Annotated in this window: 25 protein-coding genes; 11 read left to right on the top strand and 14 right to left on the bottom strand. The window is 34.7% G+C overall.

The annotated features are described in order from the left end of the window. Positions 1 to 139: 139 nt before the first annotated feature. Entirely contained in the window at positions 140 to 319 is a 180-nt protein-coding gene (locus tag GMD78_RS16885; protein ID WP_155670422.1) for a hypothetical protein, read from the bottom strand. Positions 320 to 442: 123 nt separating this feature from the next. On the opposite strand from GMD78_RS16885, the gene kapB reads away from it, so the two are divergent. After that, positions 443 to 838 (top strand): kinase-associated lipoprotein KapB, encoded by a 396-nt coding sequence (gene kapB / locus GMD78_RS16880; protein ID WP_155670420.1) that lies wholly within the window; start codon positions 443 to 445, stop codon positions 836 to 838. A gap of 40 nt (positions 839 to 878) precedes the next feature. Here kapB and GMD78_RS16875 read toward each other — a convergent pair whose 3' ends face one another. Then, positions 879 to 1,142, bottom strand: a complete 264-nt coding sequence (locus tag GMD78_RS16875; protein WP_155670418.1) for a phosphocarrier protein HPr — start codon at positions 1,140 to 1,142, stop codon at positions 879 to 881. 223 nt (positions 1,143 to 1,365) lie between these two features. Between GMD78_RS16875 and deoD the strand changes: the two genes are divergently transcribed. The 3 genes from deoD (at position 1,366) to GMD78_RS16860 (ending at position 4,235) form a co-directional block, all read left to right on the top strand. After that, a complete protein-coding gene (deoD, locus tag GMD78_RS16870; RefSeq protein WP_155670416.1) occupies positions 1,366 to 2,073 on the top strand; it encodes a purine-nucleoside phosphorylase in 708 nt (235 codons plus the stop codon). 129 nt (positions 2,074 to 2,202) lie between these two features. Beyond that, positions 2,203 to 2,790: a biotin transporter BioY gene (locus GMD78_RS16865; protein ID WP_155670414.1), complete on the top strand. Its 588-nt coding sequence runs from the start codon at positions 2,203 to 2,205 to the stop codon at positions 2,788 to 2,790. A 971-nt stretch (positions 2,791 to 3,761) separates the two neighbouring features. After that, complete coding sequence (locus tag GMD78_RS16860; RefSeq protein ID WP_155670412.1) at positions 3,762 to 4,235, top strand: divergent PAP2 family protein; 474 nt, start codon at positions 3,762 to 3,764, stop codon at positions 4,233 to 4,235. Between the two features lie 28 nt (positions 4,236 to 4,263). Here the strand turns inward: GMD78_RS16860 and GMD78_RS16855 are convergent, their stop codons facing one another. The 3 genes from GMD78_RS16855 to GMD78_RS16845 all read right to left on the bottom strand — a co-directional run bounded on the left by GMD78_RS16855 (position 4,264) and on the right by GMD78_RS16845 (position 6,733). Continuing rightward, entirely contained in the window at positions 4,264 to 4,965 is a 702-nt protein-coding gene (locus GMD78_RS16855; protein WP_281349718.1) for a 3D domain-containing protein, read from the bottom strand. A 98-nt stretch (positions 4,966 to 5,063) separates the two neighbouring features. After that, positions 5,064 to 5,375, bottom strand: coding sequence for a YuiB family protein (locus GMD78_RS16850; RefSeq protein ID WP_155670410.1), 312 nt, complete (start codon positions 5,373 to 5,375; stop codon positions 5,064 to 5,066). A gap of 137 nt (positions 5,376 to 5,512) precedes the next feature. Further along, positions 5,513 to 6,733: an NAD(P)/FAD-dependent oxidoreductase gene (locus GMD78_RS16845; RefSeq protein WP_343042413.1), complete on the bottom strand. Its 1,221-nt coding sequence runs from the start codon at positions 6,731 to 6,733 to the stop codon at positions 5,513 to 5,515. 292 nt (positions 6,734 to 7,025) lie between these two features. On the opposite strand from GMD78_RS16845, the gene GMD78_RS16840 reads away from it, so the two are divergent. After that, positions 7,026 to 8,009 carry an NAD(P)/FAD-dependent oxidoreductase gene (locus GMD78_RS16840; RefSeq protein WP_155670408.1) on the top strand — a complete coding sequence of 328 codons (984 nt, stop codon included), beginning with the start codon at positions 7,026 to 7,028 and terminating at the stop codon, positions 8,007 to 8,009. Between the two features lie 60 nt (positions 8,010 to 8,069). On the opposite strand, the gene GMD78_RS16835 is transcribed toward GMD78_RS16840, so the two are convergent. The 3 genes from GMD78_RS16835 to GMD78_RS16825 form a co-directional block, all read right to left on the bottom strand. Next, on the bottom strand, positions 8,070 to 8,426 hold the full coding sequence (locus GMD78_RS16835) for a HesB/IscA family protein (RefSeq protein WP_155670406.1): 357 nt from the start codon (positions 8,424 to 8,426) through the stop codon (positions 8,070 to 8,072). Between the two features lie 80 nt (positions 8,427 to 8,506). Further along, positions 8,507 to 9,361 carry a diaminopimelate epimerase gene (dapF, locus tag GMD78_RS16830; protein WP_155670404.1) on the bottom strand — a complete coding sequence of 285 codons (855 nt, stop codon included), beginning with the start codon at positions 9,359 to 9,361 and terminating at the stop codon, positions 8,507 to 8,509. 16 nt (positions 9,362 to 9,377) lie between these two features. Then, on the bottom strand, positions 9,378 to 9,710 hold the full coding sequence (locus GMD78_RS16825) for a YuzD family protein (protein WP_155670402.1): 333 nt from the start codon (positions 9,708 to 9,710) through the stop codon (positions 9,378 to 9,380). A gap of 217 nt (positions 9,711 to 9,927) precedes the next feature. On the opposite strand from GMD78_RS16825, the gene GMD78_RS16820 reads away from it, so the two are divergent. Then, positions 9,928 to 10,152, top strand: a complete 225-nt coding sequence (locus GMD78_RS16820) for a NifU family protein (protein ID WP_072891216.1) — start codon at positions 9,928 to 9,930, stop codon at positions 10,150 to 10,152. Positions 10,153 to 10,201: 49 nt separating this feature from the next. Here GMD78_RS16820 and GMD78_RS16815 read toward each other — a convergent pair whose 3' ends face one another. Continuing rightward, the gene (locus GMD78_RS16815) at positions 10,202 to 11,167 is read right to left on the bottom strand and encodes a 2-hydroxyacid dehydrogenase (RefSeq protein ID WP_155670400.1); all 966 of its coding nucleotides are present in this window, start codon (positions 11,165 to 11,167) and stop codon (positions 10,202 to 10,204) included. A 15-nt stretch (positions 11,168 to 11,182) separates the two neighbouring features. Continuing rightward, positions 11,183 to 12,169, bottom strand: a complete 987-nt coding sequence (locus tag GMD78_RS16810; protein WP_155670398.1) for a protein kinase family protein — start codon at positions 12,167 to 12,169, stop codon at positions 11,183 to 11,185. A gap of 85 nt (positions 12,170 to 12,254) precedes the next feature. Here GMD78_RS16810 and GMD78_RS16805 point away from each other — a divergent pair, with 85 nt between their 5' ends. Continuing rightward, the gene (locus GMD78_RS16805; protein ID WP_155670396.1) at positions 12,255 to 12,767 is read left to right on the top strand and encodes a phosphatidylglycerophosphatase A family protein; all 513 of its coding nucleotides are present in this window, start codon (positions 12,255 to 12,257) and stop codon (positions 12,765 to 12,767) included. Between the two features lie 101 nt (positions 12,768 to 12,868). Here the strand turns inward: GMD78_RS16805 and GMD78_RS16800 are convergent, their stop codons facing one another. From GMD78_RS16800 to hepT, 3 genes are all read right to left on the bottom strand, one after another. Further along, positions 12,869 to 13,636 carry a TIGR01457 family HAD-type hydrolase gene (locus GMD78_RS16800; RefSeq protein WP_343042410.1) on the bottom strand — a complete coding sequence of 256 codons (768 nt, stop codon included), beginning with the start codon at positions 13,634 to 13,636 and terminating at the stop codon, positions 12,869 to 12,871. A gap of 116 nt (positions 13,637 to 13,752) precedes the next feature. Then, the gene (locus GMD78_RS16795; RefSeq protein ID WP_155670394.1) at positions 13,753 to 14,385 is read right to left on the bottom strand and encodes a helix-turn-helix transcriptional regulator; all 633 of its coding nucleotides are present in this window, start codon (positions 14,383 to 14,385) and stop codon (positions 13,753 to 13,755) included. Between the two features lie 12 nt (positions 14,386 to 14,397). Next, positions 14,398 to 14,838 (bottom strand): type VII toxin-antitoxin system HepT family RNase toxin, encoded by a 441-nt coding sequence (gene hepT, locus GMD78_RS16790; RefSeq protein WP_155670392.1) that lies wholly within the window; start codon positions 14,836 to 14,838, stop codon positions 14,398 to 14,400. 206 nt (positions 14,839 to 15,044) lie between these two features. On the opposite strand from hepT, the gene GMD78_RS16785 reads away from it, so the two are divergent. Further along, a complete protein-coding gene (locus GMD78_RS16785) occupies positions 15,045 to 16,466 on the top strand; it encodes an amidase (protein WP_155670480.1) in 1,422 nt (473 codons plus the stop codon). A gap of 80 nt (positions 16,467 to 16,546) precedes the next feature. Beyond that, positions 16,547 to 16,831: a hypothetical protein gene (locus GMD78_RS16780; protein ID WP_155670390.1), complete on the top strand. Its 285-nt coding sequence runs from the start codon at positions 16,547 to 16,549 to the stop codon at positions 16,829 to 16,831. Positions 16,832 to 16,855: 24 nt separating this feature from the next. Here the strand turns inward: GMD78_RS16780 and GMD78_RS16775 are convergent, their stop codons facing one another. Then, positions 16,856 to 17,128 (bottom strand): YutD family protein, encoded by a 273-nt coding sequence (locus tag GMD78_RS16775; RefSeq protein ID WP_155670388.1) that lies wholly within the window; start codon positions 17,126 to 17,128, stop codon positions 16,856 to 16,858. 170 nt (positions 17,129 to 17,298) lie between these two features. On the opposite strand from GMD78_RS16775, the gene GMD78_RS16770 reads away from it, so the two are divergent. Next, positions 17,299 to 17,868, top strand: coding sequence for a YhcN/YlaJ family sporulation lipoprotein (locus GMD78_RS16770; protein ID WP_246187683.1), 570 nt, complete (start codon positions 17,299 to 17,301; stop codon positions 17,866 to 17,868). Between the two features lie 187 nt (positions 17,869 to 18,055). Then, positions 18,056 to 19,033 (top strand): M23 family metallopeptidase, encoded by a 978-nt coding sequence (locus tag GMD78_RS16765; protein WP_155670386.1) that lies wholly within the window; start codon positions 18,056 to 18,058, stop codon positions 19,031 to 19,033. Positions 19,034 to 19,276 lie beyond the last annotated feature (243 nt).

Here is a 19,276-nt window from a genome sequence, read left to right as displayed (position 1 = left end):
TACAATAACTTCTCCACTTAGTATTCCTAAAAAACAAAAGAGTAAACACGTAAAGTGCAAAACTGCGCAGTCCAAGTAAAAGATGTAAACAAAAAAAAATAGGAGTTCACCACGATAATTAGTGTCCCCTATTCTTTTACTATTCTTTATTTTCATTGTTCATTTGTTTGTATTCCTCGTCAATTTTCTTCTCTTCATTTTTTGACTTCTTGTATAAAAAGTACATAGCAAACACTGCACCAATCATAAAGATAACCAATGTAATAATTGCTGGGATGTATTCTGATTTATCTTCTGGAAAATATAGAAATTCCATCATGTTAATCACTTCCTTCAAACATTATACTATCATAAAAAAGCATTCTACTAAATTGCAAAAGCAATTGTTCGCTAAATTGTTATTAATTTGGCACAATGAATACTAGAAGGAGTGTGAATAGAAATGACAAAGTTTAACGTTAGAGAATATATACGTGCCAGTTATAAATCTGGAGTTTACATAGGAGAAATTATCGAAGATCGAGACAAAAACTTCTTAGTGAAAGTATTAGCAGTAGAAAAACATCCCATGCAAGGTGACCTACATCACCCCAAACAGGTTGAAGGGGTATTCTTTCATGAACGTAAAGCTCTAGCTAAAAACGAAAAAATGAACGTTCTAAAAGAGGCTGTATTCCCATATGACGGAGACATTCCAAATTATAGGGAATCACTTTCACAAGCTGTAGAAAAACTCAAGGAAAATTTAACTATGAAAGATACAGCATATAACCAAAAAGCTCTTGAAACGTTAGAAGGTATTGTCGAACGATATTATGGAAAGAGTTATTATCAGTAAAAAAGTCTAGAGAGGCAACTGCTCTCTAGACTTCGTTTTCTTACTCACCTAGGTTTTCTTTAATAACTTCTTCTACTCCAGCGATAGCTTCTTCTTCATCACTACCATTAGCAGTAACTTTAATTTCAGCACCTTTAGGAATACCTAACGACATAACACCCATAATAGACTTAAGGTTTACAGTTTTATCGTTATAAGAAAGTTCTACTTCTGATTGATATTGACCTGCTTTATTAACTAACAATGTAGCTGGACGCGCATGTACTCCAGTATCTGCTGTAATAGTAAATGTTTTTTCTTTCATAATAACTTCATCCTTCCAATCATATTGTTTGCCTGTACAATTTTTATTATGTACCTTGTAGCAATTCCTTCACAAAAATAATTCGTGAATAACTGAACTAAGTTTATTATATACAATTTTGAGCTTCATGAAAACTAATTTGAATGAATTTGAAATCGTTTGTTTTTAATTTTACATTATGCTAATGTTATTTCTGAAAAACATACTTTAGGAGGAATTAATCATGAGTGTACATATAGGAGCAAAACAAGGTGAAATTGCTGATAAAATCTTATTACCCGGCGATCCTCTTCGCGCTAAATTTATAGCTGATACCTTTTTAGAGGATGTTTCCCAATATAATCAAGTTCGCGGTATGTATGGTTTCACAGGTACATATAAAGGAGAGCGAGTATCTGTACAAGGTACAGGGATGGGCGTACCGTCCATTTCGATTTATGTAAATGAACTAATTCAAAGCTATGATGTGAAAAAGCTTATTCGTGTAGGAACTTGCGGAGCGATTCAAAAAGATGTTAACGTTCGTGATGTGATATTAGCACAGGGAGCAACAACTGACTCGCAAATGAATCGAATGATTTTTAACGGAATCGATTATGCTCCATTAGCTGATTTTGAATTATTGAAAAATGCTTACGATGTTGGGATTGAAAAAGGTATGAATCTCCGTGTAGGAAACGTATTTACAAGTGATACATTCTACCGAGATAATGCAAAAGAAGTGAATGAATTACTTGCGAAATATAAGGTATTAGCAATTGAAATGGAAACAACTGCTTTATATACATTAGCAGCCAAATTTGATCGCCAAGCATTATCTATTTTAACCGTTTCTGATCATATTTTAACTGGAGAAGAAACATCCGCTAAGGAACGTCAAACAACATTCAATGAAATGATGGAGATTGCCTTAGACGCAGCAATTAAATAAAACTAAAAAACAGTTTTTCAATAAATACGAAAAACTGTTTTTTTATCACATTATTGTTAACCCTAAAAAACAGAGGTTGACAATAAAGATATACAAAGCTATGATCAATTATGAGAGGAGAGAAATGAAATGAAACTACGACCGATTGATTTAACTGTTGGAGCGATGTTCGTATGTTTAATGGCAATTGGAGCTAATATTACAGTATGGTTTCCGATGCTTGCCGTTCCTATTGGGGGAGCATCTGTCCCACTATCATTACAAACATTTTTTGCGATCTTAGCTGGTTTAATGCTTGGTAAAAAACTAGGCAGTATTTCTATGCTGACTTATCTATTTGTAGGTGTTGCTGGTGTACCAGTATTTGCACAAATGTCAGCCGGACCTGCCGCAATTGTTAGTCCTACAGGCGGATTTATTATTTCATTTATTTTTATTGCTTTTTTTGTTGGATTGATCGCTGAAAGAAACAAAAAAAATACTATACCGCTTTACACGTTTGCCGCACTTATTGGGCTTCTTGTTAATTATGTAATTGGAGTTACATACATGTACATAGCTATGAATACGTGGTTAGAATTAAATATCTCCTATTCTTTAGCTTGGAAAGGAATGATTCCCTTTATTATCAAGGATGGTGCCTTTGCTTGTTTAGCGGCATTATTTATGGTTAATCTTGCAAAAAGAGTATCCTTTAAATGGAAAGCAGCTGCCTAGGAAGCTGGGACAAGGTTTAATTAATTTCAGAAAAATCCAAACTAATATTCAAAATTCTTCAGTTAGATTTCTAATTGAAGAATTTTTCTTTTGAGTTTATTTTGTAAACATTGTTGCTAATTAGGTGTAAATAATGAGACTTAATATTTCAAAAGCTGAAGCAATGGGATTCTAAAGTACTTTTACGTTCACAGTTCCTTTCGGCTTTGAACAAGCCTTTAGTAAGAGGACATTTTGGATTTTCCGATCAGCTTTTGAGCACTCATAACGACAATGAGTTACCGTTTTGCATTTTCCAATCAGCTTTTGGGCTCTCATAACTCCTATGAGTTACCGTTTTACATTTTCCGATCAGCTTTTGGGCTCTCATAACTCCTATGAGTTACCGTTTTACATTTTCCGATCAGCTTTTGGGCTCTCATAACGACAATGAGTATTTTCCCCGCTCCGTTGGTATTGAGCTCTCCAATTCAGATTATATCTTTACTTTTTGATAACATAGTACGCTCTTTTTTAGTCTAGTGATTTCCGTTATGGGCAGTTGACTCCTGCGGGAACAGCACCAGCACGTGTCTGAAGCCCCCACACTGATGCGCCTGCGTCTTCTAGCATTGCTTCAAAGCATAGTTCTACGGCGCAAGAGCAAAGAAGCATATTCAAGATGTTCCCTCTGGTTGAAGCCGTGCCCGCGGCAAAGTAGACACTGTGAAAGCGACTTTCCGCAGCGGAAATTACGTTATTAATAATTGGCCTTCCCCCAGAGTGTTTTCTAGATAATAACGTCCCTTTTCCTTGATCATTCGTCTTTATAATGGGGGAGTAAGTTTTGTCACAGTCTCTTTTTAACTGATTATCTAGTTTCCTAATATGATTTTGTGCATTGGTTATGATAAAATTACATTATTATTTATCATGAATTAATCTTACTCAGGGCCAATACTGTCATAGAAAGAGAGGAAGCTAATCACATCATGGATATTTTTTTAAATTTCCCTTTATGGGCAGCGTTTACAGCAATTATATTAGCTCAAGTAATTAAAATTCCTATTACCCTCTTAGCAACAAAGGAATTTAAACCAAGCCTAGCATTTAGTACCGGTGGTATGCCTAGTAGTCATTCTGCTGCTGTTACTGCTCTATCAACTAGTATTGGAATTGTAGAAGGAGTCACTTCGTCTATGTTTGCTATCGCATGTATTTTTAGTGTAATTATTATGTTTGATGCAACCGGAGTTCGTAGACAAGCGGGAGAGCAAGCGGTGGTCCTTAATAAGCTTATTAAAGACTTTCATTATTTTGTAGAAGAAGCTAAGGACTGGAACAGAAAAGAAGAATATGAAAAGCGTAAGGAACTAAAAGAATTATTAGGACATCAACCAATTGAGGTTTTTTTTGGTGGCCTATTCGGAGTATTAATCGCCTTTTTAGTCCATCCGCTTTTCTAAAAATTAAGGACTCCCCTCTGGGAAGTCCTTAATTTTTGCTCTTATTGAATTGTTCTCTAAATACCTGTAATGCTTCATTTTCATTTAATTCGACTAGCGTCTCTTCTGATAGGTTTCCGTCACCCATTTCAATAATATAAACATCTACTTCTTTTTTACCCCATTCAGAATATACATCCTCGACAGTATCATAGTAAAGGTCAATTTTATTACCATTAATTGCTCCACCTTTATCCGCGACAACTCCATAACCATATCCAGGTATAAATAGGATTGTACCTATTGGATAGATGGAAAGATCAGCAGCAATGGTAGAATAAAGATCACGTTTAACCTTTACACCTGAATACGTAATTCCATATTGCGGATGATCAGGTGTTTTTCCAGTAGATTCTATTCCTGCCGTATATCCTGTTGCAACCACAGTTGCACTAGGGTATTGTTCGTAGTTTACCGCTTCTTCCAGTGTTTTTGGTCCTTCAATTTCCTCACTGGATATATATGTTTTTTTCTCTTGAAGATAATTTAAGGATTTTTCCTCTAAGGCTACTTTTCTATTGGCAGCTTTTTTTATTTCTAAAGTAGATCTAGAGTTACTAACTGTATCTGCTTCAAGCATGACATGAACATCTGCAAAGCTTACATTGGAAATACTTGATAATGTAGTTAAAAATGCAGCCAAAAACAAGATTGTCATCCCTGCTCTTTTTACTATTTTACTGATTTTCAATAATAACACCTCTCTGGATGTCATCATTTCCAATCTAGTAAGATTTTATTCATGTTAAATTCATAACTTTAAATTCCAGATTCAAATAGCAATGATCCTTAAAACATTTGGTAACCATTTTTACGTAAGTATTTAATGACAAAACCAGAAACGATTGTACCTGCAAATCCTGCAAGTAAGATCGTATAATCAACTGGTGTCAAACTAGCTATTTTCGTAAAAGCTGCCCGAAATGCTTCACCTGGTTGCGTGAAGTAATCCGTAGTTGCAATATTATCCACAATAATAATGATAATAATTGGATATATAAAAGCCATTAACCAAGTTCTTCTTAATAACATATTTAAGATAAAGGCTATCCCAAAAAAGATAACAAAAAATAATAAAATAGAAACGATAAGCTGTATCAACGCATATTCCCCTTTATCAATCGAAGTTAATCATACAAGTTACATTCTATAAATAAATGATAAAAAAAGCAAAGACAATTAGCTGCCTTTGCTTTTTGTACTCTAAAAAACTAATATTCTGTTCAAAAATTTGTCAATTAATAAAAGAAATTAAATTTACCTTTTTTCAGCATTAATCCAATTCCACCTAACTTAAGTAGGTAACGATTATCACTCATTTTCTTCATAAAGGTAGCTTTCCAGCCAAATATTTTACGGTTATTCATAATAATACCTACAGCGTCATTATGGCCAAGTGAAGCTAATGTACCAAGTGAATTAAACTCAAAGTGCTCTAATTCTGAATGACCTTGAACTAATGCTTTTACATTATGTGCAACGGTATCTGATTGTTGAATAGCAATTTGCGCAGTTGGAGGATATGGACGATCTCCTTCAGGATTCCAAATTAATGCACAATCTCCTACTACAAATACATCATCATACTCTGGAGCACGCATATCCTTACGTACTTCAATTTTTCCACGATTATGTTTAAAACCAGATTTTTCAACAATTGAGTTAGCTCGTACACCAGCTGCCCATACTGTTGTCATGGTAGGAATTTCTACTTGCTTTCCGTCTTTTTCATAGACAATACTATCTGGCTTCGCTTCTTTTAACAATGCACCAGTAATGAATTCAACACCACGTGACTCTAAAGAATTCATAGCATATTCCACTAATTCTGGATCAAATCCTGGTAATACAGTCGGCGCTCCCTCAACATTGATAATACGTACTTGTGCTTTATCAATATCATATTCCTCACATAATTCTGGGATACGATTTGCTAATTCACCAACAAATTCAATACCAGTGAATCCACCACCACCAACAACGATGTTTAAGCGTGCTGGATTTTTCTCTTCTTCATTGTGGTACATTGCAAAGTTATGTTCTAAATGCTCTCTAATTAGGCGAGAACTATTGATATCATTAATCATAAAGGCATTTTCTTCTAATCCAGGAATGCCAAATGTAGCTGGTTCAAAACCAAGACCAATAACTAAGATATCATAGTCTAGCTCACTATTTTCAAGTTTTACCTTTTTCTCTTCTGGTTTAATTTCAACTACTGTGTCTTGCACAAAGTTTACCTTACTCATGTTCACAACATCTTTAATTGGAATACGTGTTTGATCATGATGTATTGTTCCTGCTGCAGTTTCATGTAACCAAGTGGATTGATAATGGTAGTCATTTTTGTTAACTAAAGTAATATTTGCTTCATTTACCCCTAATGACTTCTGAAGTTTTACTGTAGTCATTAAGCCCCCATAACCTGCACCTAGAATTACTACGTTCGGATTCTTCACTCTCGATCACTTCCATTTATAGTATTTATAAATCTATTATTGCATATTACAGATTTTGTATATGTGACATTTTTCACGTATAAAACGATAAATAATTATATTATTAAGTACTTGTCACAAAATCGTAATATATTGTCCACTGATAATATTAGCTCTTTTATCTGTAATTTTCAACCCATAATAGTGTTTTTTTACTATTCAGATTAAATAACTATGTTTTTAATTATACAATATAATTCTATTTATGATACTATGTTAATTGCCTAGTAGTTCACAAAATGGGGGTATTTTAATGTCCGAAAAAATATATGATGTTACAATTATTGGCGCAGGTCCAGCTGGCTTATTTACCGCTTTTTATGGTGGGATGCGTCAAGCAAGTGTGAAAATCATTGAAAGTTTACCACATACTGGTGGGCAGTTATCTGCTTTATATCCAGAGAAATATATATATGATATTGCTGGTTTTCCAAAGGTTCGTGCTCAGGAGCTTGTAGATAATTTGGAGGAACAAGCTAATTTATTTGATCCAACGATTGTACTGGGTCAATCTATTGAAAAAGTAGAACGTTTAGAGGACCAAACCTTTAAGCTTACTTCTAATGAAGAGGTACATTACACAAGAACCATTATTATAACGGCTGGAAACGGTGCTTTTCAACCGCGCCGATTAAATGTTGGTGCTTCAGAAGACTATGAAGGAATTAACTTACACTATTATGTAAAAGATATGAATCAATTTAAAGATCAAAAAGTAGTACTATTAGGTGGTGGGGACTCTGCTGTTGACTGGGCATTAATGCTAGAGCCGATTGCTGAAAAAGTAACATTAGTACACCGACGTGATAAATTCCGCGCCCACGAACATAGTGTGGAGCAGTTAATGAATTCAACCGTTGAAGTATTAACACCATATGCCCCATCTGACATCGTTGCACAGGATAAAATAGAAAAGATCCTATTAGAAGAAGTGAAAGGCGAACAAAAATTGGAGCTTGAGATTGACTCTCTAATTTGTAATTATGGTTTCGTTTCTACCTTAGGTCCAATAAAAGACTGGGGCTTGGAAATTGAAAAAAATAGTATAGTTGTTAACTCCAAAATGGAAACAAATATACCTGGTATCTATGCAGCCGGAGATATATGTACATATCCTGGTAAAGTCAAACTAATTGCAACTGGCTTTGGTGAAGGTCCAACCGCAATTAATAATGCGAAGGCATACATTGACCCTAAAGCACGCGTACAACCAAAGCATTCAACTAGTAAGTTTTAAGTTTTATGCTTTCTTACCTAGCAAAAAAAGCTAGAACACATTCACGTGTTCTAGCTTTTTTTAGCATTTCTCTGGTGTACCTTCATAATCCTTCGCTTTGAAAGAAGATCCACATCCACAAGATACAATGGCATTCGGATTATCAATACTAAATCCGCCACCCATCATATTTTGTTTGAAATCAATCGTTGTACCTTCAATGATCGGAATATCCTGTTTAAAAATAACGATAGGAATTCCATTTATCTCATCAACAAAATCCAATTCTTCATTGATATCATATTCAAACCCTAATGAATAAGATAATCCACTACAACCGCCACCTTTTATTCCAAATCGAAGGCGAACATTTTCGGATTCTTCCTTCATCATGTCCTTTATTTGATGACGAGCATTATCGGTAATTGTGATTGACATATCTCATTACCTCCCTTTATAAATACCTTATTTCTAGTATACTAAGTGAAATTGGACGATTCAACTATCTGGATTATTCACTAAAAGTGATAACTTCCAGTCGCTACAATTTCAGCTCCACCAGTCATCCAAACCTGACCATCCTGATCCCACCTTATCTTTAAGTCACCGCCTTGTAAATGCACGGTAATTGTTTCATTTTTTCTTACATGCTCATTTAATGTTGCTGCAACAACTGCTGCACAAGCGCCTGTACCACAAGCCTGTGTTACACCAGATCCACGCTCCCATACACGAAAGTTTAGTTCATTTGGTGAAACAACCTCAACAAACTCAACATTTACGCCTTCTGGAAATCTCTTATCTTTTTCGATCACAGGACCTTGTTCATATAATGGAGCATCCTCAATACGCTCAACAAAGAAAACAGCATGTGGATTTCCCATGGATACAGCAGTTACATTTAATTCTACATCTTGAACCTTAAAAGGTTCATTAATAACTATTTCATCATTTTCTCCGACCATTGGGATAGCTGTACGATTTAAAATAGGAGCTCCCATATTAATAGTGATATCTCCAACTTTATTTGTTTCATTTACGGAGACCTCTGCTTCTACTACACCAGCTTTTGCTTCAATTCGGAAGTTCTTATGGTCAACAATTCCATATTCATAGGCATATTTTGCTGTACAACGCAAGCCATTCCCACAACTCATACCCTCTGATCCATCCTTATTAAATATGCGCATACCCACATCAGCAATTTTACTAGGATGAATTAATATTAACCCATCAGAACCAATACCTGTATTTACATTCGATACCTGTTGGGCCAATTTCGGAAGTAGCTCCTCTTGTATATCAAATTGAAATAAATCTAGATAAATATAATTATTACCTAGACCATGCATCTTAATAAACGGTATCTCCATATAAAAACCCCCACATCTATTCTGCTCTTAACACTATATCATGTTTATCTAGTACTTGATATATGTCTTTTAAGCGAGGTATTCCTTCAGCAACGATTTCATCATTTACAAAAACAATGGGATAAAATAAATCCTCTTCGAAAATCTGTTCTACAAATTGTTTATGCTTTTCGACCTCTGGAGGCTCATTTATATCTATATATTCATAACTAATGGAGTCATCAACATATTTTCTACCTATAGCTGCCTGTAGCCATTCGTACGTATCTTTTGAACCCGGGGCACCAACACAACTAGCACATATTTGTTCTGCACCGTAAACTGTAATACTAACTTTACCCTTCCCCATTTAAAAACCCCCTCGCTAAATAACTATAATTAGTCTCTTTTATTTTACAAAATCTTTGTATAAAGTTAAAATAAAGTGTACATTTATTTTAAAGGAGTATTTCTTTTCTCCTTAAGAATTGTTGAGTAATATCACATTCCCTAATAATGAAGAAAAATAGATAGATTTTTTTATTATTACATTTTATAATAAAAGATAGGAAAGGAGAAGATGGATAATGCAAGAGCAAGTACAAGAAGTGTTAAATAAGCTACGCCCATTTTTACTACGTGACGGTGGAGATGTGGAATTGGTAGATGTTGATGAAAATGGCATTGTACTTCTTCGTCTCATGGGTGCATGCGGTAATTGCCCAAGTTCTACTATTACATTAAAAGCTGGTATTGAACGTGCTTTAAGAACGGAAGTACCAGGTGTTAAAGAAATCGAGCAAGTATTCTAATATCTAACCATAAAATGAAGCAGACATGCAAGGATGTCTGCTTTTTGTTTTACTTATTAATTGGTGTTATTGGCCCTTCTCCAAAGAAATAATCTTTCATATTATCCACACATAATTGGATCATCTTCGTTCTGGTTTCTATCGTAGCGGAGCCAATATGTGGCAAGCATACAACGTTAGGCGAATTAACTAATGGATGATCACTCCGAATTGGTTCTGCTTCAAAAACATCTAAACCTGCAGCTTTGATTTGTTTACTATGTAAAGCATTGAATAGAGCTTCCTCATCGACTACCTGCCCTCTCGATGCATTAATAAAAATAGCTGATTGTTTCATAGTATCAAATGCTGGTTTGTTAAACTTATGCCTTGTTTCCGTTGTTAAAGGTAATAATGAAACAATATAATCTGCGTTAGCCAACAATGCTTCAAAACTAGTATATGTTGCCTGAAGTTCTTCTTCCGCTTCCAAATTTCGATTCCGATTATGATACAAAATAGACATTCCAAAGCCTTTAGCTCTTCTAGCGACCGCCTGGCCAATTCTCCCCATTCCTACTAACCCTATCGTTTTACCGAAGATATCTGATCCTGCTAAAAGATACGGCCCCCAATTATCCCATTGATCATTTCGGATATAATCATTAGCTTCAACAATTCTTCTCGCAGTAGCCATTAATAACGCAAATGTTAAATCAGCAGTTGATTCCGTAAGAACATCTGGCGTATTCGTAACAATAATCCCTATTTCCCTCGCATAATCTACGTCAATATTATCATAGCCAACTGCCATATTAGCTATAATTTGGAGCTTATGTGCTTGATCTAGTACTTCTTTATCTATTTGCTCCGTTAATAAGGATATTACTCCGTCGACGTGTTTAATCTCTTCAACAAGAACATCTTTTGGAACAGGTACATCTTCTTTCTCCCACATACGTACATCAAATTGTGACGATAATTGGTTTACCAGATTGGCAGGAAGTTTACGGGTTATATAGATTTTCGGCTTCATCTCCTATCACCTCATTTACCCTCTTTTTAACCAGTGTAACACAGGAATGTGCAATGATTTATAGTCAACTTGTAATGTATCAAAAATAATGGCTAATTCTTCTTCATATTTTTCTTGTCTTGTTAATAAATCATTTAACTCATCATATCGTTTCTCATATTGATGGTTTAAAAACCCTCGTTCAATACAGTCATATAAATGTATCGGAAATGTGAGTCGAGCATATAATAACCGCCAACTAAATACAGAAAGTGGACGAATTGACTGATAATCATTCATAAAGGAAATGATTTCTTGATGTCCGTTTAGATTATTGTTCCACAATAATTGATATCGAATGAACTCTGCAATATCTCGGGTTGGATGATCATATACTAGATCATTTATCCAAATAATTGAATCCTGGAGATTATTCTTATATCGTTGGAAGCAAATAGTTCCTTGATCATGCATATGATACCTAGTTTCCACCTCACATTCTTGCATATATTGAATAGCATTTTCACTAATACCAATAATATAAGGAAAGATATCCATGACTAATCGATAATAAGCGTTGGAGTGATATGCTGCTTCTTCTGATAGTTTGTTTTCAAATGCAGTTAATTTATTTATCCATAAATCTTTCCATTGACCGTAACTAGAAATTTCCTGTGGTTCAAAGTTATATGAAGAACTTAGCTGATGAAACTGTGCTAATCGCATTCCGTGTGATATGGATGAATGATTACGTAGTTGTTCAACTTTAACTACCATACAACTATCATCATTTATCATTCGAAACCATTCACCATTTACAGCAGGAATTGGAAGGGCAATATGATCATAACCATTTTCAAATAAGTAATAGGCTAGTGCAGCCTGTTCCATATATATTGTTTCCTTGTTTTTAGAAGGAATGATAAAATAAAGATATTGATCATCTTTATAGCCTTCTAAACCTTTGTAATGGATAAGATCACGTACATGTATTGCATAATCTGATCTAAGAATATCCTTCATAATGCTCTCCTCCTTACTAAGATGTGTATGTAAAATTAAGCAATTTCTTAACCGAAATGATAAATTTTAAGGATAGGTGATACCGATGGATGAAGTAACTAAGCAAAGTGAATTAGAAAAAAGTGCAAGAAAATGGTTAAATGAACGAGGAGTAACGATTGATGACATAGCAGAACTTGTTTACTATTTACAATCTAAGTACCATGAGGATCTAAAAATGGAGGATTGTTATCACAATGTGGACCAGGTATTAAAGAAACGGGAAGTACAAAATGCAATTTTAACTGGCATACAACTTGACCGATTAGCCGAACAAAAAAAGCTGGATGAACCACTACAAAAAACAATTGAAGTTGATGAAAGTCTTTATGGTGTAGATGAAATTGTTGCATTTTCAATAGTTAATGTTTATGGCTCCATCGGATTTACAAACTATGGTTATATCGATAAACAAAAGCCAGGAATACTCAAGAAATTAAATGACAAATCAACTGGTGAGTGTCATACATTTTTAGATGATATTGTAGGTGCAATAGCTGCTGCTGCCTCTAGTAGGCTCGCACACGCAACCGCTGACGATCAAATCATTGATGATTAGAAAACTTGACCTTTGCCAAGCCTTTATGTTGAATTATGCAGGGTAGGAAAATATTAAAAAGAAGTAGCAATCCACATACTAGTGGGCTGCTACTTTTTAGTTTACTTTACATCAAATTCAGATAAGTTTTTCACATGATAGGTTGGCTTCGTTTTAAGATTTGGTAGCTCCTCATATGGAGTTAGCCCGGTAAACACCATTAATGTGTCAATGCCAGCGTTAATCCCCGCTTGTATATCGGTATCATAATTATCTCCTACCACTACCGTATCATCTGATTTTGTTCCTAAGACACTCAACGCTTCCTTCATAATTATTGCTTCTGGCTTTCCTATAAAAGTAGGTTCTTTCCCTGTACTAACTGTCACAACCGAAGTAAGCGATCCATTACCCGGGAGTAATCCATGCTCAGTTGGCACAGCTATATCGCTATTCGTTGAAACAAACTTAGCACCATTTCTTACTGCTAGACAAGCTTTAGCTAATTTTTCATAGCTAATATCACGATCCATTCCCATGACAACAAAATCACATTCACTTTCTGTTATTGTCAAACCTTCTCGTTCTAATGCAGTAAAAAGACCTATTTCCCCAATCACGTAACAACGTGCATCAGGCTGCTTGTGCTTTATATACTTTGCTGTTGCCATACTTGATGTAAAAACATGGTCAGGGGTTGAATGAATACCCATTTGATTTAATTTATTGGATACTACTTCTGGCGTTTTGGATGAATTATTTGTCAAAAATAAATAAGGGATCTGTTTCTCTCGTAGTGTATTTACAAAAGCAGGAGCTTCTTCAATTACTTCATTCCCTCGGTACATTGTTCCATCTAAATCTATTAAAAATCCTTTATATTGTTTCACGAAGTAAATTCCTTTCTAAATGATCAAAGTGTAAGAGCCCGTTTAACGACGTACGAACTGCGCCTGGCCAATTTAATACTCTCTTACCTAAAAAATAAGGGATGAGAACCATTGCCTCATCCTTCAGTCGGACGTTTAATTGTCCACTTACAAAAATTATCACCTTTGGTAATACATGAATGTGGAATGACTTCACTTTTAGCAAACAATTCGTCAAACACACGTTTTTCATTATCGCAAACTTGTTTATAGCACGATGCAATATTAGAAATTGGGCAATTATAATTTTTCATTTCATAATGTCCGTCAGCTGTCTTCTCAATTTCAACCATATACCCTTTTTCATCTTGGATTTTTGCAACTTCTTTTATTCGTTGATCAAAATCCTCAGCTTTTAATTCTGTTTCAAAATAGGTTTTTTCCCTTTCCGCCCTCTTATTTAAAAGTTGTTTAACTGCATCCAATCCTTGTAATTCTTCTAGATCCTTTAATAACTCAACTGGTAGCTTGTCAAATTGGTTTGGAAAGGTACGATGGCCCTCTTCAGTTAGTTCATACGTATAATATGGTCGACCAATCTTTTGTTTAATCGTATTTCTTTTGATCAGTCCTTGACTTTCTAGCTCATGAATATGTCTACGAACGGCAATTTCCGAAATCGTAAAATATTCCATTATTCCATCAATAGTTAATTTATGATCCTTTTTTAAAATATTCAATAGCTTCTGTCTTGTAGGTGCCCTCTTCATGTTATATCACCTTCAATTATTATTGGAAAAAGCATTAGCTACACCTAATTCATTTTCTAGATAGGACCTTATATGTGTACTGAAACTATCCAACATTTGCTTATGATTGTTTAAACTTTTTTCTAGCTCACTATGATCAACATTTGCATAATTCGTAACAAGCATCTTTCGTAGTCCAATAATCTCTTTATACATGTCACTTTCCTGTTCAGGTATGACACGTTCATCTACTAAAATATCAATAATATCTTCATAACTACCTGGATCACGCATAATAAATCCGTCAATCATCATATTTCCTACATCAATGATCGATTCAATAAGAACGTGAGTCATTCGTTCTAATGCCATTTTTTCGACAAATGATCGATTGGATTGATCCGAGATTTCAGCTAATATCTGTTCCATATATAAAAGAATTTCTTCAATTTTACTTCGATCAACAAAATACATACTATCCACTCCAATGTGCAAAGATGTTTCATTTCGATTTTATCATATATTTAGTATTGAATGTATAAAACTTCATTTACACTATCGATTTTTCATTAAAACAACTCTCAGATTTTTTTCCTCTTTTAAATATTAAGTAATGGTTTCGTTAAAATTACCATGGTATAGTACAAATAACACAATTAGACAGGAGAAAGGGTGATTTGATGAATGAAGAATTACGTAATTCAATCCTTGATATGGATGCTACTGATATGAAACATGCAATACTTAATCGTAAATTCACAAGCTATGAAGCAGTAGAAACATACATCAATCATATAAAGTATATTAACCCAGAGATCAATGCTGTAGTTGAGGATCGGTTTTCGACAGCATTATTAGAAGCGAAAAACATAGATGAGAAAATAACAAATCCAATTGGTCCATTGCATGGTGTACCAATTAGTGTAAAAGAAGCCTTTCATGTGCAAGGTATGAGGACTACAGGTGGCTTAGTTCAACTTCAGGACTTAATTGCAAAAAAAGATGCCACTATTATTAACAAACTAAAAACAGCAGGGGCAATCATTCTTGGTAAGACGAATACTCCATCCCTTTGTTTTGCTCAAGAAACCGATAATAAACTTTATGGTCGGACTAATAACCCATGGGATACATCCCGAACAGCGGGAGGTTCAAGTGGTGGCGAAGGGGCATTACTTGCATCAGGTGGTGCAGCAGTAGGTATAGGTTCGGATATTGGTGGATCCATTCGTTTCCCTAGTCATTTCAATGGAGTCATTGGTTTTAAACCTGGCAAATTTCAAGTATCTTCACATGGGCATTATCCTCCTATTTTCAATCCTCTACAGGAAAGAATGTTAGGTTGTGGACCAATGGGAAAATCAGTCCGAGATATGGAACTCATGTATTCCATCATTGCTAATCATAAATATGAAGAGCGGCAACTATCTGATTTTATAATTGAAATGTTACCAACGACTATAGATTACCCTTTATCAGCAGAATCCAAATCACATGTACAAAAAGTCAAACAATTTTTAAGTTCTTCTTCACAAGTAAATGAAGGAATACCACCTATGTTTGATGAAAGTGCACAACTTTGGCAGGAAATAATGTCCATTGATGGTGCACAATCTGTAAAGTCTGTTGCATTTGCTAATGATCGAGTAAATTTATACCTAGAATATATAAAAGAAATAACAACTAAAAAATCACAGGTTCATCACTATTTAACTTGGGCATTACTTGGAGCCAATTTATTTAAACCATCTAGTAAACGTCTAGAGGACATCAAAACAATTGTACAGGAAGGAGATAAGATATTAGAGGATTATCTTAACAAGAGATTGCTTATTTTCCCTGTTTATCACACCGGAGCTCCAAAACATGGAACCGTATTTCAGGAGATTTTTTCCATCCGAAAAACATATCTAAACTATATTCCTTTCATTTCTTATGCCAATGTATGGGGACTACCTTGTCTTGTTATCCCCGTTGGAACGGATGAAAATAGGATGCCAATTAGCATTCAAATCATGAGTTCAATTGGAAATGAAGATGCTATTTTTAATTTAGGAAAGCATGTGGAAAAACAATTTAGAGGGTACGTTCGGAAAGTATGATATGAAAGGAACACCAACAATTGGTAAATTACTTCCTTCTAACTTAGTGTAACCTAAGGTTAGAAAGGAGGATGAATTACATGGCGAAAAACGATGATAAAAAATTCTCCGATTTTTCCAATGTAAATAATCAGCGAAATAATTTAATTCCAGAGGAGTTTCCAGAAGGTGCATTTGGTTCGGCTATTAATAAAGAAGAGCCTGTTTCTGGGAAATCAACTCCTTGGAAGGATGAACAGCAACGCACAAGTGCGTTCGTCTTCCCTTATAAAGAGCTTCATGAAGATTTACCAAGACAAGCACCTGGATCCCATGTCATTCATGACGAACCTAATGATGTCCATCCAGAACAAGAGGAGAAGTAGTTCCCGTGAACTGCTTCTCCTCTTTTAATCAATTTTCTTCAAAACGAAGTAAGCACAACCAAAATTGCAATATTCATAAATATAATCATCCAATGCACTAATTTTAGAATCAATTACAGCTTTCATATTATCATCGCGATAAAAGCCCTTTAATCTCAATTGTTCATATCCCCAGTCGCCAACTATATAATCGTATTTCTTTAATATATCTGTATACCGAGCTTCTAGAGCGTCTTGATTAAACCCATCTTTAACATTTTCTATAAGTTCATATTTTTTTCCAAAAAGTTCTATCATAAAAACTCACCTCTCATACGCTGTGTATAGTTTATCATATTTCTACTGTTTCACCTAGAAAATAATTAACTTATTACTGTATGATTTTTTATTTAATACACAAAACTAACCATACATGAAAAACAAGTAAATTATTTTAAAAGGTATAGATAAATGAGGAGGCAAAAACATTGAAATATATACTTTCTAGCTTAGTAATCACAATGATTGCTCTTACAGGTTGTACAACAGATAATTCATTAAGGGATGAACATGAAAAAATTGCTGATGAATTAGATCCTACCAGAGATGAGGGACCCGTCCGTGATCCTGGATATGAAGATCCGGAAGCAAACAGCCGGTTAGGTTACGTTAACTATACAAAGGAACAATTTGAGCAAGATCCGGAGAGAAACCGTGTTATTACCATGAATCGAACAGAGATGGCTGATATCATAACACGAGTTATTTTAAGACATGAGGCCTTCGATGAGGTAGCAACCTTAGTAACTGGTGAAGAAGTATTAATTGCCTACGAAAAAAATGACTTGTTAGAAGCAAATGAAGCTGCTGATGTAGCAAGAAAATCAGCGGAATCCATTATGCCACGTCATTTTGAGATTTACGTTTCAGATAACAATGTTTTAATCCGTGACATAGAAAGCTTGCATAATTCAACTACAAAAGACCCTGATTACGACAATACAATCGAACAAATAATTACAGAAATGAAAAAATCTCCACAAGGGCGAGACGATTAATTTAATCACATTGTTTTGAATGTAGTACAGTAGAAGTTTTATAAAGGACGAAGCTTGGTTGGTCCTATTTCAGCAGATAGGAAAGCATATAACTTTCCTATTCTGCATAAGCACCACTGAGGAATTCCGCTAATGGTATGCTAGTTTTTGAAAAGAATTTGTTTATCTATTTTATGAGGTGAATACATTGTACGAAAAAAGCTATTATTTTATCTTTATTTTCATCCTATCTTTATTTTCACTCGCACATACAGTTCATGCAGAGGAAGAAGAAAATAATATATATGATGAAAGGTTATCGCTTTATAAAAAAACAGAAGCATTAACTCAAATCCCGTGGTATTATATTGCAGCAATTGATCAATATGAACGACAAATTCATAAGGATTTAGAGGATGATCAACTAATTTCAATACAAATCCCTGAAGAAATGTGGTTTGGTATTGGAAATAGTTCCTTTGAAAAAGATGTAAACATCATCAATATGTTTAATGGAAAAGGAAAAGATGGAAACGATGATCGTATCGCAGATCCGAATGAACCGGAAGATGTTTTATATACAATGGCAAATTTTATTTTAGAGTATGGTCAATCAGAAGATGACATTATGATTGGGATATGGAATTTTTATAAACGAGACTTAGCTGTCCATACCATTAAAAATACAGCAAAGGTGTTTAAAAAGTTTCAGGATATCAACCTTACTGATCGTGACTTCCCAGTGGCCATAAATTATAATTACAGTTATCGTAACACATGGGGTGACCGTCGAGGGTTTGGCGGTAATCGAATTCACGAAGGTACCGATATATTTGCTGACTATGGGACGCCTGTTAAGTCAACAACCTATGGAGTTGTGGAATTGAAAGGTTGGAATTTATACGGTGGCTGGCGTATAGGCATAAGGGACATTTACAATATCTATCATTATTATGCACATCTTAGTGGATATGAAGAAGGTGTCGAAGTTGGCCAAATTGTAAAACCTGGTGACGTATTAGGGAAAGTTGGTTCTACTGGTTATGGACCACCGGGAACATCAGGAAAATTCCCACCACATCTTCATTATGGAATGTATAAGGATAATGGCTATAGTGAATGGTCATTCGATCCATATCCATATTTAAAAAAGTGGGAAAGAATGGCGAAACAAAAAAGGAATTAAATATTATATTAAAAGTTGCTAGGACAAAACTAACGCCCTCCATTCTAAGGATATTTTTTAAGGGCGTATCTTAATTCGTAGTTGATGTAAAAAAGTGCAGTTACCAATTGTCCAGAAAATACTCAAGAGAATGCCGAGTAACAGCAACGTGATGTCCTCTACGAGCAGGTAATAAAGCACCGTCTCCGGTTACTGCGGATTCTATGTAAAATTTGCAACAAAGATTACGAAATTATCCCAAAA

Source organism: Ornithinibacillus caprae (assembly GCF_009728145.1).
Taxonomy (GTDB): Bacteria; Bacillota; Bacilli; order Bacillales; family Amphibacillaceae; genus Ornithinibacillus; species Ornithinibacillus caprae.
This window is presented reverse-complemented; position numbering and strand designations above follow the sequence as displayed.